The following is an 18,436-nucleotide window of genomic DNA, read 5'->3' as shown; positions in this document are numbered from 1 at the left end:
CTCGCCTCCTACGGACTTGATAAAAACTACTTAACTAATTCTTCGTATAATTCTTTGTACTTTTCTGCAGACTTATTCCAACTATTATCAGAATTCATCGCTTGAATCATTATTGATTTCCAAACTCCTTTATTATCATATGTTTCTAACGCTAATTCCATAACATACATTAAATCATTATGGTTATAATTTGTGAAACTAAACCCATTTCCTAATCCAGTATATTTATTATATGGTTTAATTGTGTCTTTTAGTCCACCAGTTTCTCTTACTACGGGAATAGCTCCGTATCTTAATGCTATAAGTTGTCCAAGTCCACACGGTTCAAATAATGAAGGCATTAAGAACATATCTGAAGCTGCATATATTCTATGAGCTAATCCATTATCAAATTTAATATTTGCTGAAACCTTATTTGGATAAAGTTCTTGCAGTCCTTTAAAGTGATTTTCATAATTATGATCCCCAGTTCCTAATATAACTAACTGAACATTTCTTTGTAGAAGTCTATTTGCTATATTAACTATTAAATCGCAGCCTTTTTGATTTGTAAGTCTTGATACTATACTTATCATAGGTACTTCTTCATTTATAGGTAATCCTAACTCTTTTTGAAGTGAAACCTTATTTAAAACTTTTTTCTCTATTGTATCTACATTAAAGTTTTCTGCAATAAACTTATCAGTCTCTGGATTAAATTCATCATAATCTATTCCATTAACTATGCCTTTTAGAGCATAACTTCTCTCTCTTAATAAACCATCCATTCTTTCTCCAAAGTAAGGTGTTTGAATTTCTCCAGCATAAGTTTCGCTTACAGTTAAAACTCTATCACTATAGTTTATAGCTCCCTTCATAAAACTCATTCCACCATAAAACTCTAAACTCTTATTAATTATTGGCTCATAGTCATATCCAAAAAGCTCTGGAAGCATATCTGCTGAGAAATTTCCTTGGAATAAAAGGTTGTGTATTGATGTCACTGTTTTAATATCTTTATAAAATGGATCCTTAGCATACTCTAACTTTTGAAGAACTGGAATCATTCCTGTTTGCCAGTCATTACAATGTATAATATCTGGACACCAATCAACTTGCTTTAAAGTTTCTAATACAGCTCTATCAAAGAAAGCAAATCTTTCTCCATCATCACCTTCTCCATATAGTCCATTTCTATTGAAATAAAATTCACTATCTAAAAGGTAGTAAACCACACCTTCATATTCACACTCATAAATTCCACAATATTGCTCTCTCCAACCAACAGGAACCATAAACCACTTAACAAAATTAAGCTTTTCTAAAAATTCACCTTTTATAGCACTATATTTAGGTAAAATAACTCTAGCATCTATTCCTTTTTTATGGAGTTCCTTAGGTAATGCGCCCATTACATCCCCTAGTCCCCCTGTTTTTATAAATGGATTTGCTTCTGATGTTGCAAATAAAACTTTTATCATTTTTAAATCCTCCTCATAAATTCTCTTTATTTTTATTTAATATGTTTATTACCTCAATTACTCTTCTTATGATTTTTCACTATTAATTTTTTCAAAAATAGCTACTGCCATTGGTGGTACTTTTATAGTTAAAGTGCATGGTTGATTATGACAAGGTATTTCTTCTGAAACTAAAATATCATCAATAACTTGTCCTGAACCGCCATATTCCTTTTTATCAGTATTAAATATCTCTTTATACTCACCAAGCTCTGGAACTCCTATATTAAAATTATAATAAACCATAGGAGTAAAATTGCATACAAAAATTTTATAATTATCTATATTTTTACTTCTTCTTATAAAAATATATATGCTTTGCTCACTATTATCTGCATCAATCCATTGAAATCCTTCAGAATAATAATCTAACTCCCAAAGCTCTGGAGTATTTTTATATAAATTGTTTATATCTTTAAAGAACCTTTGAGTATCTCTATGCATATCAAAACTCTTTGTAAGCTTCCATTCAAGCTCCTCATATTCTCTCCATTCAATAAATTGTCCAAATTCACATCCCATGAACATAAGCTTCTTACCTGGATGTCCCATCATATATGCCACATATGCTCTTAAATTAGCAAACTTATTCCAATAGTCACCACTCATTTTATCTACCAAAGATTTTTTACCATGAACTACCTCATCATGAGAGATTGGTAAAACAAACTTTTCTGAATGATTATACATCATTGGAAAAGTTAATTTATTATGATGATACTTTCTATATATAGGGTCTAACTCATTATATTCTAAAGTATCATTCATCCACCCCATATTCCATTTGAAGTCAAAACCTAATCCACCCCATTTAACATCATTTGTTATATTAGGATATGAAGTTGACTCCTCTGCAATGGTTATAGCTCCTCCACCATGAGTTTTGATAGCTTCATTAAATTCTCTTATAAATTGTAAAGCCTCTAAATTTTCACATCCTCCATGGATATTAGGTATCCATTCCCCATGATTTCTACCATAATTTAAGTAAATCATGTTAGAAACAGCATCAACTCTAAGACCATCTATATGAAACTCATTTATCCAATAAAGGGCATTAGAAATTAAAAAGCTTTTAACCTCAGGCCTTCCTAAATCAAAATTGAAAGTTCCCCATCCTTTATTGTCAGCTTTCCATCCTTCTTCATATTCATAAGTAGGTGTACCATCAAACATGTATAAACCTTGGACATCTTTACAAAAATGTCCTGGAACCCAATCTAATATTATTCCTATATCATCTTTATGAAGAGCATTAATTAATTTCTTTAGGCCTTTTAGATCTCCATATCTACTTGTAACCGAATAATATCCTGTGGCTTGATATCCCCATGAAGCATCAAGAGGATGCTCATTAAGTGGCATAAGCTCAACATGAGTATATCCCATTTCCTTAACATATCTAGGTAATATGTCGCTTAATTCCTCATAAGATAAAAATTCTCCATGACTCTTTGTTTTCCATGAGCCTAAATGCAATTCATATATATTTATAGGCAATTCATAATAATTTGCCTCTTCTCTTTTTTTTAGCCACTTTTTATCTGTCCACCTTATCTTTATTTTATCACATAAAATGGAAGCTGTATTAGGTCTAAGTTCAGAATAAATTCCATATGGATCGGCTTTTAAAACTCCATTTCCATCATTATGCTCAACATAATATTTATATTTCATTCCTTCTTTAAGTCTAGGTATAAATAAACTCCAAAGACCACTTTCATTTATTCTATACATTTTATATTCTTTTTTAACTTCCCAATTTGAAAAATCACCAACAACAAAAATATTCTTAGCTCTAGGTGCCCAAAGAGTAAACCTAACCCCTCTTTTTCTTTTTTCACTTGTAAAGTGTGCTCCCATAAATCTATACGCCTTATAATTTTTTCCCTCATGAAATAAATATAAATCATCATCACTAAATACTTTATAATTGTTTTTAAAATTATCTATCTTCCTTATTTCAAGTTGATTCATCTCTAGCTTCTCTTTTTTTACATCTAATATAGTCATTTAAAAGCTCCTTTCAATTTTCCAGTACAAAATTATAAATTCCAATATATAATTAAATATTTATTTTTCACTTTAATTGAATATCTAAAATATAATATTTTTTAAGGATAGCCTATTTAATATATTAAATGTATTTTTTTACCAAAACAATATTTAAAAATTCCTTAACGTTAAGTATTTTGTAAATTCTTTATATATTAAAATTTATAATATATAATTAAATATTTTTATATAACATCTTTTGTTGTTAAAATAACTTATTTATTAAAAAATTAAACCTTTAATATCTAAATTTAAACTATATTAAAATTACATTATAAAAAGAAAAAGAGCTATAAAAGATTACTTATCTTCTATAGCTCTGAAACTCTAATTATTTAATTTATCTCTCATAATTTCATCTTCTAAATTCTTTATAAGATTATCAATATCTTTTGTATCTTTATTGGCTAAAACAAAGTTTCTTTTTTTAAGTTTTAATTCAACTAATTTCTCTTCTAAAGATTCTAATTTTGCCATCTCAATACACTCCCCGTTTAATATTCTGTACCGTACAATATTTAGCCCCATAAATTAAAAACTTATATTTATTATATAATAAATTATTGTACTTTACATAACAAAATTGTTAAATATTAAAGCATTTTATCTAAAGTGTTTTTTTATGCTCATATAGCCGTAAACTGGAACCCCTAAAAGTATTAATATGAAACCATACATTACAATTTCTGCTCCTGAAGCATATATTGCCCAAACTGCAAAAGCAAATCCAATTAAACATCTAATTATTAAACCTAAATGAGCTTTTAAGCTAGGCTTTTTGTCATCTTTAACCATTAATATTATCTCAGCTATAGTTGATATAGCATATATAGGTAAATAACTTAAAGTTGCTAAAACAACTATAAAGTTATAAGCTCCAGCTAATCCTTTAGTAAAGTTCATTAAGAAGATTATATTTATAAAGATACTTCCTATAATTAAGGCTACATAAGGAGTATTATACTTTGGATGAACCTTAGCAAATGTTTTAGGGAATATTCCATCCTCTCCAGCTGCATATGCAACTCTAGCAGTTGAAAGTAACCACCCCATACCAGTACCTAATATACTAATAGCTATAGCAATATTTAAAGCATCTAAACTCTTTAAATTTAAAACTTTAACTATTATATCTGATATAGGTGCTGTGCTTGTAGCTAATTCACTTTGATTCATAGCTCCCATAGCAACAATACTTATTAATATGTATAAAACCGTACTAATTAACATTCCCATTATAGTACTTCTCTTTACATTCTTTTCAGGATTCTTTATTTCTCCACCTGCAACAGATGCTGTTTCAAGTCCCATGAAGGCCCATAAAGTTAATGCAGCGGCCATAGGAATTGTTGAAACTCCTTTTCCAGCTGGAAACATTGGTGTTAAGTTAGCTGGATCAAAATACATTAATCCAATAACTATAAAGAATATAAATAATAGAACTTTAAATACAGTAATAATTGAAGTAACTATACCAGCTAATTTAGTTCCTCTTATGTTTATATAAGTAGAAGTCCATAGTATAGCTGAACAGAATAAAAATCCAACCATCGGTGAATTTGTTAAAGCAGATATTACTTCGCCTAAATATGTAGCAACAACTATAAATATAGTCGCATTTCCAATCCATGAACCATTCCAGTAAAGCCACGCTGTCATAAAGCCCATAAAGTTTCCGTAAGCTAGTCTAGAGTATTCATATGTACCACCGGTCTTAGGAATTTTTGATCCAAGATTAGCAAATGTTAATGCTAATACTAAAGAACCTAAGCCAGTAAGAATCCATGCTAATATAGTAGCACCAGGTCCAGAAACTCCAGCTAAACTAGCTGGAAGCATAAATATTCCAGAACCCATCATATTTCCAACTACAAGTGCTGTAGCCGTAAATAAACCTATTTCCTTTTTTAATGTAGGTTTTCCCATCTTCTATCCTCCTAATAATAGAATAAACTTCAATCTTTCATTTAACTGAAAATATATTAAGTATTATATAAAAAGTTTATTCTTTAAATATAAGCTTCAAATTCGCATTCTTACTAAAATTCATTATGAAGCTCATCCTCTTCTACTAATCACTCTTCTAAATACATTATTAGTATTTTACCTATTAATTATAAACATAGTATGTTTATTAAGTTATCAGTATAAAATTTCTAACATAAAACTTATATTAATAATCTAAAATTTAATCAGCATAAATAATTATAAATAAAAAACCGAATATTTTCTATAAAATATAAGTATTTATGCAATATTTTTTGTTAATATAATTTAAAGAACCTATTTATTTGTTTTTATTTTCAATTAAAACCATTTTATATGACATATATTATTATACTAAAATACACTTGATTCAGGTTCAAGATAAAAAATATAACCACCTTAAAAAGGTGGTTATAAAAATAATATACAACAAAATATGCAAACAAAACACTATGAATTTTATTTTACAAAATAAAAATCCACCAGCTTAGCTGGTGGTATTTCCTCAGCCCTATAAGGGCATGCTACTTGCGTTGCGTCTTAAGACGCTTAAATTGGTCCGCCAGCCGCATACTTCTTTACTTGCTACCCTTAAAAGGGTCCATATATTCTTTTATACTAATTTGATCAGCTATCATATCTTCTTGTTCTTGATTTCTTATATATTCTTCAATTGCCTTCTTATTTTTTCCGACAGTATCAACGTAAAATCCTCTGCACCAGAAATGTCTATTTCCATATTTATATTTTAAATTTGAAAACTTCTCAAAAATCATAAGACTACTCTTACCTTTTAAAAATCCAACGAAACTTGAAACACTCATTTTTGGTGGTATTTCAACAAGCATATGTATATGGTCTACGCAAGCGTGCGCTTCGACTATCTTAACTCCTTTCCATTCACAAAGCTGTCTTAATATCTTACCTATCTCTTGTTTTTTCTCTCCATATATTTCTTTCCTTCTGTATTTTGGTGCAAATACTATATGATATTTACAATTCCATTTTGTATGTGCTAAACTGTTTGTATCCATTTAAAAACCTCCCTTTGTTACGAAAATTGGCTGCGAACCTATTTTCATTTTAACAAAAGGAGGTTTTTTATTACATCGCTAAAGCTCATCTGAACACACTCGCATAGCGAGTGGTTTTCATTAAACAATAAAAAAACTCTAAACCAAAGTTTAGAGTTTATGGTGGAGATAAAGAGATTCGAACTCTTGACCCCCTGCGTGCAAGGCAGGTGCTCTCCCAACTGAGCTATACCCCCAAAAATGGTGGACCTTCAGGGACTCGAACCCCGGACCTACCGGTTATGAGCCGGTTGCTCTAACCAACTGAGCTAAAGATCCATGCTAACCTGGCGACCACCTACTCTCCCACACAGTCTCCCGTGCAGTACCATCGGCTTCTAAAGGCTTAACCGTCGTGTTCGGAATGGGAACGGGTGTTACCCTAGAGAACATCATCACCAGATGACATGATTATGTTATCAAATTTCTAAGAATTTGTCAACATATTTTTTGAAAGATTTTGTTCTTTCAAAATTGCACATAATCAAATTTAATTTACTATAATTTGGTCAAGCCCTCGATCTATTAGTATCGGTCAGCTGAACATGTTACCATGCTTACACCCCCGACCTATCAACCTTGTGTTCTTCAAGGGATCTTACTAGCTTACGCTATGGGAAATCTCATCTTGAGGTTGGCTTCACGCTTAGATGCTTTCAGCGTTTATCCATTCCCGACTTAGCTACCCAGCTGTGCTCCTGGCGGAACAACTGGTACACCAGAGGTCAGTCCATCCCGGTCCTCTCGTACTAAGGACAGCTCCTCTCAAATTTCCTACGCCCGCGACGGATAGGGACCGAACTGTCTCACGACGTTCTGAACCCAGCTCGCGTGCCGCTTTAATGGGCGAACAGCCCAACCCTTGGGACCTACTTCAGCCCCAGGATGCGACGAGCCGACATCGAGGTGCCAAACCTCCCCGTCGATGTGGACTCTTGGGGGAGATCAGCCTGTTATCCCCGAGGTAGCTTTTATCCGTTGAGCGATGGCCCTCCCACGAGGTACCACCGGATCACTAAGCCCGACTTTCGTCCCTGCTCCACTTGTGGGTGTCGCAGTCAGGCTCCCTTCTGCCTTTGCACTCTTCGAACGATTTCCGACCGTTCTGAGGGAACCTTTGGGCGCCTCCGTTACTTTTTAGGAGGCGACCGCCCCAGTCAAACTGCCCACCTAACAATGTCCTGTGACCAGATTCATGGCCGCCAGTTAGAATTTCAGTACTGTCAGGGTGGTATCCCAAGGATGACTCCACTAAGGCTGACGCCCTAGTTTCCTAGTCTCCCACCTATCCTGTACAGACAATACCAAAACTCAATGCTAAGCTACAGTAAAGCTCTACGGGGTCTTTCCGTCCAATCGCGGGTAGCGAGCATCTTCACTCGCACTACAACTTCGCCGGATTTACAGTTGAGACAGTGCCCAAGTCATTACGCCATTCGTGCGGGTCAGAACTTACCTGACAAGGAATTTCGCTACCTTAGGACCGTTATAGTTACGGCCGCCGTTTACTGGGGCTTAAGTTCATACCTTCGCTTGCGCTAAGTATTCCCCTTAACCTTCCAGCACCGGGCAGGCGTCAGCCCCTATACATCAGCTTACGCTTTAGCAGAGACCTGTGTTTTTGCTAAACAGTTGCTTGGGCCTATTCTCTGCGGCCTACTCTCGTAGGCACCCCTTCTCGCGAACTTACGGGGTCAATTTGCCGAGTTCCTTAACTGTAATTCTTCCGCCGGCCTTAGGATTCTCTCCTCACCTACCTGTGTCGGTTTGCGGTACGGGCACTACTTCTCTCTCTAGACGCTTTTCTTGGCAGCGTGGAATCATGTACTTCGGTTCCGTAGAACCTTCCCCATCACACCTCAGCATTATGAAAGCGGATTTGCCTACTTTCACTGCCTAAGTGCTTAGACTAGCATCCAATAGCTAGCACACACTATCCTCCTGCGTCACGCCATCGATAATAACGATGGTAGTGGTACTGGAATATCAACCAGTTGTCCATCACCTACGCCTTTCGGCCTCGGCTTAGGTCCCGACTAACCCTCAGCGGACGAACCTTCCTGAGGAAACCTTAGGTTTTCGGCCTGTGGGATTCTCACCCACATCTCGCTACTGATGCCAACATTCTCACTCGTAATCAGTCCACCGCTCCTTACGGTACGACTTCAGCCCGATTACGACGCTCTCCTACCGCTTGAATTAAATTCAAGCCCGTAGCTTCGGTGGTAAGTTTAGCCCCGTTACATTTTCGGCGCAAGATCTCTCGACTAGTGAGCTATTACGCACTCTTTTAATGAGTGGCTGCTTCTAAGCCAACATCCTAGTTGTCTTAGAAATCTCACATCCTTTCCCACTTAACTTACACTTTGGGACCTTAGCTGACGATCTGGGCTGTTTCCCTTTTGACTACGGATCTTATCATTCGCAGTCTGACTGCCGAGCTCATAGTATGTGGCATTCGGAGTTTGATAAGGTTCGGTAAGCGCTATGCCCCCTAGCCCATTCAGTGCTCTACCTCCACTACTCATACTCGACGCTAGCCCTAAAGCTATTTCGGAGAGAACCAGCTATCTCCGGGTTCGATTGGAATTTCTCCGCTATCCACAGCTCATCCCATGCTTTTTCAACAGCAACGTGGTTCGGCTCCTCCACGAGGTTTTACCCTCGCTTCAACCTGGCCATGGATAGGTCACCCGGTTTCGGGTCTACGGCATGCAACTAGTCGCCCTATTCAGACTCGGTTTCCCTTCGGCTCCGTACCTTAAGTACTTAACCTTGCTACATACCGTAACTCGTTGGCTCGTTCTACAAAAAGCACTTCATCACCCTCATAAGGGGCTTTGAACGGTTGTAGGCACACGGTTTCAGGTTCTATTTCACTCCCCTCCCGGGGTTCTTTTCACCTTTCCCTCACGGTACTGCTTCACTATCGGTCATCAGGTAGTATTTAGCCTTGGGAGGTGGTCCTCCCTGCTTCCCACAAGGTTTCACGTGTCTCGTGGTACTCTGGATCATAACTCGTGGTCTTCTCGTTTCACTTACAGGACTATTACCTTCTACGGTGGAGCTTTCCAGCTCTCTTCAGTTACAATAGCCTCCACTTTGATGCTATGTCCGCAACCCCGGAAACAAGTTTCCGGTTTGGGCTCTTTCCCTTTCGCTCGCCGCTACTAAGAAAATCGATTTTTCTTTCTCTTCCTCTAGGTACTTAGATGTTTCAGTTCCCTAGGTTACCCTCCATAAGCTATGTATTCACTTATGGATACATGGGGTTTCCCATGTGAGTTTCCTCATTCGGAAATCTTCGGATCTCAGACTATGTGCGTCTACCCGAAGCTTATCGCAGCTTATCACGTCCTTCATCGGCTCCTGATGCCAAGGCATTCACCATGCGCCCTTTGTAGCTTGACCTATATTAGTTATAGTTCTCATTTTACAAAGAATAGAAATTGGTTTGCCAATTTGGCTTTGTTGTTTTCTATAAATTAAATTATTATGTGCAATTTTCAAAGAACAATTTTGAGAGATAGTCTCTCAAAATTAAACAGAGATATTATCCAGATTCTTTTTATCATCTTAGTTATCCTAAGATGTATTCCTTAGAAAGGAGGTGATCCAGCCGCAGGTTCTCCTACGGCTACCTTGTTACGACTTCACCCCAATCGCTGACCCTACCTTCGGCCGCTGCCTCGCTTACGCGTTAGCTCACGGACTTCGGGTATTGCCAACTCTCATGGTGTGACGGGCGGTGTGTACAAGACCCGGGAACGTATTCACCGCGACATTCTGATTCGCGATTACTAGTAACTCCAGCTTCATGTAGGCGAGTTTCAGCCTACAATCCGAACTGAGACTGGTTTTAAAGTTTGGCTCCACCTCACGGTATTGCATCTCTCTGTACCAGCCATTGTAGCACGTGTGTAGCCCTACACATAAGGGGCATGATGATTTGACGTCATCCCCACCTTCCTCCTGGTTAACCCAGGCAGTCTCGCTAGAGTCCTCAACTTAATGGTAGTAACTAACGACAAGGGTTGCGCTCGTTGCGGGACTTAACCCAACATCTCACGACACGAGCTGACGACAACCATGCACCACCTGTCACCTTGTCCCCGAAGGGATTTCCTCGATTAAGAGTAATGCAAGGGATGTCAAGTGTAGGTAAGGTTCTTCGCGTTGCTTCGAATTAAACCACATGCTCCGCTACTTGTGCGGGGCCCCGTCAATTCCTTTGAGTTTTAATCTTGCGACCGTACTCCCCAGGCGGAATACTTAATGCGTTAGCGGCGGCACGGAGGTGTTGAAACCCCCACACCTAGTATTCATCGTTTACGGCGTGGACTACCAGGGTATCTAATCCTGTTTGCTCCCCACGCTTTCGAGCCTCAGCGTCAGTTACAGTCCAGAGAGTCGCCTTCGCCACTGGTGTTCTTCCTAATCTCTACGCATTTCACCGCTACACTAGGAATTCCACTCTCCTCTCCTGCACTCTAGACAACCAGTTTGGAATGCAGCACCCAGGTTGAGCCCGGGTATTTCACATCCCACTTAATTGTCCGCCTACGCTCCCTTTACGCCCAGTAAATCCGGATAACGCTTGCCACCTACGTATTACCGCGGCTGCTGGCACGTAGTTAGCCGTGGCTTCCTCCTTGGGTACCGTCATTATCTTCCCCAAAGACAGAGCTTTACGATCCGAAAACCTTCATCACTCACGCGGCGTTGCTGCATCAGGGTTTCCCCCATTGTGCAATATTCCCCACTGCTGCCTCCCGTAGGAGTCTGGGCCGTGTCTCAGTCCCAATGTGGCCGATCACCCTCTCAGGTCGGCTACGCATCGTCGCCTTGGTAGGCCGTTACCCCACCAACTAGCTAATGCGCCGCGGGTCCATCTCATAGCGGATTGCTCCTTTGATTGAATGATGATGCCATCTCTCAATGTTATGCGGTATTAATCTTCCTTTCGAAAGGCTATTCCACTCTATGAGGCAGGTTACCCACGTGTTACTCACCCGTCCGCCGCTAATCCGTTTCCCGAAGGAAACTTCATCGCTCGACTTGCATGTGTTAAGCACGCCGCCAGCGTTCATCCTGAGCCAGGATCAAACTCTCAATTTAAAAGTTTAATCTATACTCATATTACTTGTTAAAAGAATTGCTGGTTTATGTTAATATCTTCTGTTTAATTTTCAAAGACCATTTCTTAATCGCCCTCAAGCGACTTTCTTAGTTTAACATCACTTAGAAACTTTGTCAACAACTTTTTTCAAAACTTTTAATTTGTTTTGTTAAGTTGTTTGCCGTGTCTCTTAGCGACGAGATTTATCTTACCATGTTAATCAATATATTTACCATTTGTTAATATCAAAATTATTAAATTATTCTCATAATACTTTGTTTTCCTTATAATATCTATATAATTCATATATTGATACACCAGGATTAGTATATTTATCTTTAATTTACATTTCTATATATTTTATTCAAAAATATACCATATAACTTATAAAAAAAAAGTTCTTCCAATCATTTATCCTATTAATATGTTACTTATTTATATAAATTTAACTACTTATATTAATTACTAGAACTATGCTATATAGAAAAAACTTATTAAAGATAAGTATCTAAAATAAAAAAAGTAGAAAAGATTACTCCATTCTACCCTTTTATCTTAGATATAAATTTTCATACTTTAATATTATAAAAAATACATATGATTTTTATAATTAAATATTCTTACTTAACACCTAACTTCTCCATTATTATAAGTGCAGTATCTTCTATAGCTCTTTGAGTTACATCTATAGTTCTGCAACCTATTTTTCTCATTATTCTATCTGCAAAATCAAATTCTTCTAATATCCTTGCATCAGAAGCATATTCTATATCTGCTGATATTCTATGGAACTTATCTAATCTTCTTTTTCTTATTTCTATAAGTTGAAGTGGATTTATAGTTAATCCAAATACCTTTTTCTTATCTATCTCATATATTTCATCTGGTACTCCTACTTCAGGAACTAAAGGTATATTTATAGCCTTTATTCCCTTGTTAGCTAAGTACATACATAAAGGTGTCTTTGATGTTCTAGATAATCCTACAAGGACTACATCAGCATTTTTAAGTCCTCTATAGTCTTTACTATCATCATATTGCATAGCAAACTCCATAGCTTCTATTCTCTTATAATAAGACTCATCAGTATTCCACATAGCTCCTGGATTATAATCTGGAAATTGATTAAGTATGGTTGATGCTACATTAATTATTGGACCAAGCACATTGATTATGTTTATATTCTTTTCAATACATTTTTGAGTTAAATATTCTCTAACATTGACAGTTATTATAGTGGATACTATCATACATAATTCGCAATCCTCTATATTTTTCATTAGCTCTTCAACATCTTCTAAACTTTTAACATAAGGTATTCTTTTCACCTCAGCATTATCTTTAAATTGACTAGCAGCAGCTACTGCTACCTGTTGAGCTGTTTCTCCAATTGAATCTGAAACTGCAAAAATTGTTAACATACTAATTGCCCCTCTCTTTCATCTAAAAACCACTATATTATTAGTGTTGTTTTTTTAATGTAATTTACTCTCTTTTCCCTCTTAGTTTTTTTATTTTTTTGCAACTATAAGTAAATGTTCCGTTGAATCCCTAAATCTTTCATCTTCACACTTTTCAGTCGCTACTTTTAGTAAATTAAAATATATTTCTTTATCCTCTAAATAATATTTAGTCATATAGAATGCCTGTCCACTTAAAAAACTTTCTGCTCCTGCTCTACTTAATACATCAAATCCTGATTCATTTACTTCTTCTAAAGCTTTTTCTGGTACAGTAAAATAAGTTTCTGTAAAGGACTCATCTGCACTAAATGATTTTTCATCAAATAAATCATAAATTTTATCTATTTCTTTAAATTCCTGTGGAAAATCAGAAAGTCCAACCTTAAGTACTCCAAGTGAATTTATATATGTTATTAATATAATTCCACCTGGTCTCAATACTCTTTTGCATTGATTTAGAACCTTTAATCTCTCTTCTTTAGAATGGATATGATACATAGGTCCCATTAGAAGTATTCCATCAAAAGAATTATCCTCTAAGAAATCTAAATATAAAGCATCTCCACATATATAATTATCTGCTTCTAATCCTAAACTTTCTATATTCTTTTTAGCCATATCTATAGATTTGTCTGATAAATCCATTAACGTGACGTTATAACCTCTTTTTAAAAGCTCTATAGAATATCTTCCTGGACCTGAACCAATATCTAATATCTTCCCCTCTGAAGGAAAATATTCTTTTATCATATACATAGTACTAAAAAACTCTAGTCTACTATATGGATCATTTAATCTTAGCCATTCATTTTTACTATTTTCATTATAGTAATCCCTAATAATATCTGTCATGAAACACCTCATCGTTTAATATGTCTAATAATTTATATATTCTTTTAAAATTCCGTATATCCTCTTTAATTGTTATAATTACCTATGTTAAAATTGATTTAGTTTAATCAAGATTAATTTCAAGAAAAATTTACTTAAATATATAATAGCAATAAGTAAAATATCTTTACAAATTAAATCTTAGACTAAAAATAATACATTAGGGTAGAACTTTGTAGGGAGGAAACTTATGAATAAGAAAAAATGGGTAACTATAAGTATATTACCTATAATGTGGATAATATATTTCTTATTTGAATTACTAACAGGAAGAATTGATAGTAACTCTGAAACATTAATGATGCTACTTTTATCAATTCCATTTGCTCTTGTTGGTTATTTAGTCTATACACTATGGAATAGTTATAGGGCAGGTTTTAGAAATAAAACATTAATCATCTTTTTTGCTTTTTTAATGATTTTAGATCAAGGAACTAAATTTATAATACATAAATGGTTCTTCAACGAGAACTTTGATATTTTAGGTAATTTACTATCATTCCAACCAATAATAAATACAGATGGTTCTTGGCTAAATGTTAGATTTGGTGCAGGAATAGACTTTGGATTTCTTATATTAATAAATATTATTGCATTATTTATATTCTTTGAGTGTTATAGATACTATGTTTATAATGGTCATAAAGATTTTACTTCTGATATGTGTATAGTCTTTATAATGGCTGGAGCATTATGTTCACTTATAGATAAGATATTCTATGGAGGAAGCCTGGATTTTATAGGTATAAGCAATTTATTTATAGCTGACTTTAAAGATATTTATATAAACTTGGCTATATTATTCTTCTTGCTTTGTATATACTACAATGAATATTGGAAAGATGAAGAAGAAAGTTCTTTAAAAGATGATGTATTAGCTGTAAAGAATTTTTTTATCTTTGCTAAAAATGATTTATTAAAAAATGTATTTAAAATAAAGAAATGATTTATTTGTAAGATGTTACAAAATTAATCTAATTGCTTAATTAGCATGGACAAAGCCTCTCAGTATGATATATTAAAGTTGTAGAAAATTTACTGTTTATGAGAGGAGATTAGCTATGCTAGTAAGATGTACAGATAACTCATTATGCTCAAGCCTAACTTTTGGTAAAGAGTATGCTGTTATAGAAGAAGGGGATAAATATTACGTTGTGCTTGATGATAGAAATAAAGAAATCACTACTAAAAAACAAAGATTTGAAGTCATTGAAGATAGTGATTTAGCAAAGAAATCAAAAGCAACTATAAACGAACTTAACTTCCAATTAAACAACGATTTTAAAGATATAAAAGATTTCAAAGTTAGAACTAACTCAAAAGGCGAAATCAAAGAAGTAATTATTAAGTTCAAATACGAATAAGCTATTTACAATTCACACTTTTAATATAAAAGAGATATTATGTTTTTACATAATATCTCTTTTTTTATAAAATTCTATATTCTCTAAATTAAATAATTGATTTTAAATTTAATAACATATAAAACTAATTATTTAAACTTATTTTTTTATTATTTATACTCTTAATTAAATTAAGAAGTCTTTTTAGGCTCTTCTTTAGGTTTAGGAATTAAAGATTCTGGCTTTATAACTCCATTAAAGTATTGTACCCATTTACTTTCATTACTTAAAACCACATCTTCCTTAACATCCATAGTTTTAAAATTCTTCATCCAATCCGGTTCATATTTTTTAGCAACAGGTAATATTGGCATTATATTATATTTTTGAGCAAGTTCTAACTGAACCTTTGGACCGGCTATATATTCCATAAATAATTCTGAAGCTTGTGAATGTGGTGCTGTTTTTAATATACCTGCACATTCATTCACAACTGGTGAGCCATCTGGTAAATCTATTCTATTTAAATTAGTATCCACTTTTGATTTTTTCATAAATACATCAAAAGGCATAATTCCTATAGGAGTTTCTTTAGTTGATAAAGCTGTTGCTAAATCACTATAATTATTATAAAAATTAGCTACATTCATTTTTAAACTCTTTAAAAATAAATTTGCTACATTTTCATCATTATTAGAAGCTGCAGTTAAGTATAATCCTGAAGCTGAAATAAAATACTTTGTGTAAAAATTATTAGCATTAACCATAACAATTTTATTAGTTAATTTACCTAATTCTAAATCTTGAAGCTTAGTAGGTATTAAACCACCTTGTAAATTGGCTTTATTATAAACCACAACTATAGGATTTCTAAATACTGAATACCAGTACCCTTCTTTATCTCTATAATTTTCATCAACATCATCAAACCAACTTGTTTTATATGCTGTTAAATTACCATTTGAAGTCTCCTTTTTATATAATTCTTTATCACCACCAAGAACTATATCTGTTTTAGGATTTTTAAAATCATCTTCACTTATTTCATCCTTAACCTCATACTCAACATTTATACCTGTTTCTTTTTTAAATTCATCAGAAACATACTTCATAACTTCATCTGGATATTTAGTTGTTACCACAACAGTATCTTCTAACTGCTTTTTTTCTGTATTGCTATTTCCACAAGAAATCATAGAAAATGAAAATATCGTAAGTAAACTTAAAGCTAAAATTTTCTTTATCCCTTTCATAAACACACTCTGTCTCTAGTACTCTATATTTTTACTTTTTATAGAGCTACTTCAACAGTCACCTCCATCCAAACTCTTTTTAACACTAATCTAAGGATATCACTTATTTATAAATATCTAAATACTTACTCCTTAAATATAAACTATTCAATTAATAATTATATATTTTTATATACAAAAAAACCTCTCTTATTTAAGAGAGGTTTTGGTGATCTGCCAGGGAATCGAACCCTGGACACCGTGATTAAAAGTCACGTGCTCTACCGACTGAGCTAGCAAATCATATGGACCTGGCGACCACCTACTCTCCCACACAGTCTCCCGTGCAGTACCATCGGCTTCTAAAGGCTTAACCGTCGTGTTCGGAATGGGAACGGGTGTTACCCTAAAGAACATCATCACCAGATATTTAGAAAGATTGTTCTTTCAAAATTGCACATAATACTTAATTTACTATAATTTGGTCAAGCCCTCGATCTATTAGTATCGGTCAGCTGAACATGTTACCATGCTTACACCCCCGACCTATCAACCTTGTGTTCTTCAAGGGATCTTACTAGCTTACGCTATGGGAAATCTCATCTTGAGGTTGGCTTCACGCTTAGATGCTTTCAGCGTTTATCCATTCCCGACTTAGCTACCCAGCTGTGCTCCTGGCGGAACAACTGGTACACCAGAGGTCAGTCCATCCCGGTCCTCTCGTACTAAGGACAGCTCCTCTCAAATTTCCTACGCCCGCGACGGATAGGGACCGAACTGTCTCACGACGTTCTGAACCCAGCTCGCGTGCCGCTTTAATGGGCGAACAGCCCAACCCTTGGGACCTACTTCAGCCCCAGGATGCGACGAGCCGACATCGAGGTGCCAAACCTCCCCGTCGATGTGGACTCTTGGGGGAGATCAGCCTGTTATCCCCGAGGTAGCTTTTATCCGTTGAGCGATGGCCCTCCCACGAGGTACCACCGGATCACTAAGCCCGACTTTCGTCCCTGCTCCACTTGTGGGTGTCGCAGTCAGGCTCCCTTCTGCCTTTGCACTCTTCGAACGATTTCCGACCGTTCTGAGGGAACCTTTGGGCGCCTCCGTTACTTTTTAGGAGGCGACCGCCCCAGTCAAACTGCCCACCTAACAATGTCCTGTGACCAGATTCATGGCCGCCAGTTAGAATTTCAGTACTGTCAGGGTGGTATCCCAAGGATGACTCCACTAAGGCTGACGCCCTAGTTTCCTAGTCTCCCACCTATCCTGTACAGACAATACCAAAACTCAATGCTAAGCTACAGTAAAGCTCTACGGGGTCTTTCCGTCCAATCGCGGGTAGCGAGCATCTTCACTCGCACTACAACTTCGCCGGATTTACAGTTGAGACAGTGCCCAAGTCATTACGCCATTCGTGCGGGTCAGAACTTACCTGACAAGGAATTTCGCTACCTTAGGACCGTTATAGTTACGGCCGCCGTTTACTGGGGCTTAAGTTCATACCTTCGCTTGCGCTAAGTATTCCCCTTAACCTTCCAGCACCGGGCAGGCGTCAGCCCCTATACATCAGCTTACGCTTTAGCAGAGACCTGTGTTTTTGCTAAACAGTTGCTTGGGCCTATTCTCTGCGGCCTACTCTCGTAGGCACCCCTTCTCGCGAACTTACGGGGTCAATTTGCCGAGTTCCTTAACTGTAATTCTTCCGCCGGCCTTAGGATTCTCTCCTCACCTACCTGTGTCGGTTTGCGGTACGGGCACTACTTCTCTCTCTAGAC

The 18,436-nt window shown here is 35.7% G+C and carries 10 protein-coding genes, 3 tRNA genes and 5 rRNA genes (1 of these 18 only partly in view); 2 read left to right on the top strand and 16 right to left on the bottom strand.

All coding sequences use genetic code 11. The annotated features are described in order from the left end of the window. Positions 1-26: 26 nt before the first annotated feature. The 12 genes from glgA to ACQZHJ_RS00645 all read right to left on the bottom strand — a co-directional run bounded on the left by glgA (position 27) and on the right by ACQZHJ_RS00645 (position 14,047). Entirely contained in the window at positions 27-1,457 is a 1,431-nt protein-coding gene (glgA, locus tag ACQZHJ_RS00700; protein WP_430486843.1) for a glycogen synthase GlgA, read from the bottom strand. Between the two features lie 69 nt (positions 1,458-1,526). Next, on the bottom strand, positions 1,527-3,512 hold the full coding sequence (gene glgB, locus ACQZHJ_RS00695; RefSeq protein ID WP_430483642.1) for a 1,4-alpha-glucan branching protein GlgB: 1,986 nt from the start codon (positions 3,510-3,512) through the stop codon (positions 1,527-1,529). A gap of 369 nt (positions 3,513-3,881) precedes the next feature. After that, positions 3,882-4,031, bottom strand: a complete 150-nt coding sequence (locus tag ACQZHJ_RS00690; protein WP_430483641.1) for a hypothetical protein — start codon at positions 4,029-4,031, stop codon at positions 3,882-3,884. Positions 4,032-4,157: 126 nt separating this feature from the next. Next, entirely contained in the window at positions 4,158-5,480 is a 1,323-nt protein-coding gene (locus tag ACQZHJ_RS00685; protein ID WP_430483640.1) for an APC family permease, read from the bottom strand. Positions 5,481-6,118: 638 nt separating this feature from the next. Then, a complete protein-coding gene (gene tnpA / locus ACQZHJ_RS00680) occupies positions 6,119-6,574 on the bottom strand; it encodes an IS200/IS605 family transposase (protein WP_124044959.1) in 456 nt (151 codons plus the stop codon). Positions 6,575-6,734: 160 nt separating this feature from the next. Continuing rightward, a tRNA-Ala gene (locus ACQZHJ_RS00675) sits at positions 6,735-6,810 on the bottom strand. A gap of 5 nt (positions 6,811-6,815) precedes the next feature. After that, positions 6,816-6,892, bottom strand: a tRNA-Ile gene (locus ACQZHJ_RS00670). A gap of 6 nt (positions 6,893-6,898) precedes the next feature. Further along, positions 6,899-7,016, bottom strand: a 5S ribosomal RNA gene (gene rrf, locus ACQZHJ_RS00665). 102 nt (positions 7,017-7,118) lie between these two features. Then, a 23S ribosomal RNA gene (locus ACQZHJ_RS00660) occupies positions 7,119-10,024 on the bottom strand. A gap of 192 nt (positions 10,025-10,216) precedes the next feature. Next, a 16S ribosomal RNA gene (locus ACQZHJ_RS00655) occupies positions 10,217-11,731 on the bottom strand. The 16S, 23S and 5S rRNA genes sit together here with 2 tRNA genes alongside, the layout of an rRNA operon. A 621-nt stretch (positions 11,732-12,352) precedes the next feature. Further along, complete coding sequence (locus ACQZHJ_RS00650) at positions 12,353-13,153, bottom strand: pyruvate, water dikinase regulatory protein (protein WP_430483639.1); 801 nt, start codon at positions 13,151-13,153, stop codon at positions 12,353-12,355. Between the two features lie 90 nt (positions 13,154-13,243). Beyond that, on the bottom strand, positions 13,244-14,047 hold the full coding sequence (locus ACQZHJ_RS00645; protein WP_430483638.1) for a class I SAM-dependent methyltransferase: 804 nt from the start codon (positions 14,045-14,047) through the stop codon (positions 13,244-13,246). 229 nt (positions 14,048-14,276) lie between these two features. On the opposite strand from ACQZHJ_RS00645, the gene ACQZHJ_RS00640 reads away from it, so the two are divergent. Then, positions 14,277-15,032 (top strand): signal peptidase II, encoded by a 756-nt coding sequence (locus ACQZHJ_RS00640; protein ID WP_430483637.1) that lies wholly within the window; start codon positions 14,277-14,279, stop codon positions 15,030-15,032. Between the two features lie 115 nt (positions 15,033-15,147). Next, a complete protein-coding gene (locus ACQZHJ_RS00635; RefSeq protein ID WP_430483636.1) occupies positions 15,148-15,450 on the top strand; it encodes a hypothetical protein in 303 nt (100 codons plus the stop codon). A 170-nt stretch (positions 15,451-15,620) separates the two neighbouring features. Here the strand turns inward: ACQZHJ_RS00635 and ACQZHJ_RS00630 are convergent, their stop codons facing one another. The 4 genes from ACQZHJ_RS00630 to ACQZHJ_RS00615 form a co-directional block, all read right to left on the bottom strand. Next, positions 15,621-16,682 (bottom strand): extracellular solute-binding protein, encoded by a 1,062-nt coding sequence (locus ACQZHJ_RS00630; RefSeq protein WP_430483635.1) that lies wholly within the window; start codon positions 16,680-16,682, stop codon positions 15,621-15,623. Positions 16,683-16,888: 206 nt separating this feature from the next. Beyond that, a tRNA-Lys gene (locus tag ACQZHJ_RS00625) sits at positions 16,889-16,964 on the bottom strand. A 6-nt stretch (positions 16,965-16,970) separates the two neighbouring features. Then, positions 16,971-17,088: ribosomal RNA gene (gene rrf, locus ACQZHJ_RS00620) — 5S ribosomal RNA — on the bottom strand. 54 nt (positions 17,089-17,142) lie between these two features. Then, positions 17,143-18,436, bottom strand: a 23S ribosomal RNA gene (locus ACQZHJ_RS00615); it runs 1,611 nt beyond the window's last position.

Source organism: Clostridium sp. B9, assembly GCF_050509515.1.
GTDB lineage: Bacteria > Bacillota > Clostridia > Clostridiales > Clostridiaceae > Sarcina.
Note: the sequence above shows the minus strand (reverse complement) of the source record. Positions and strands in the feature narration are given on the sequence as shown.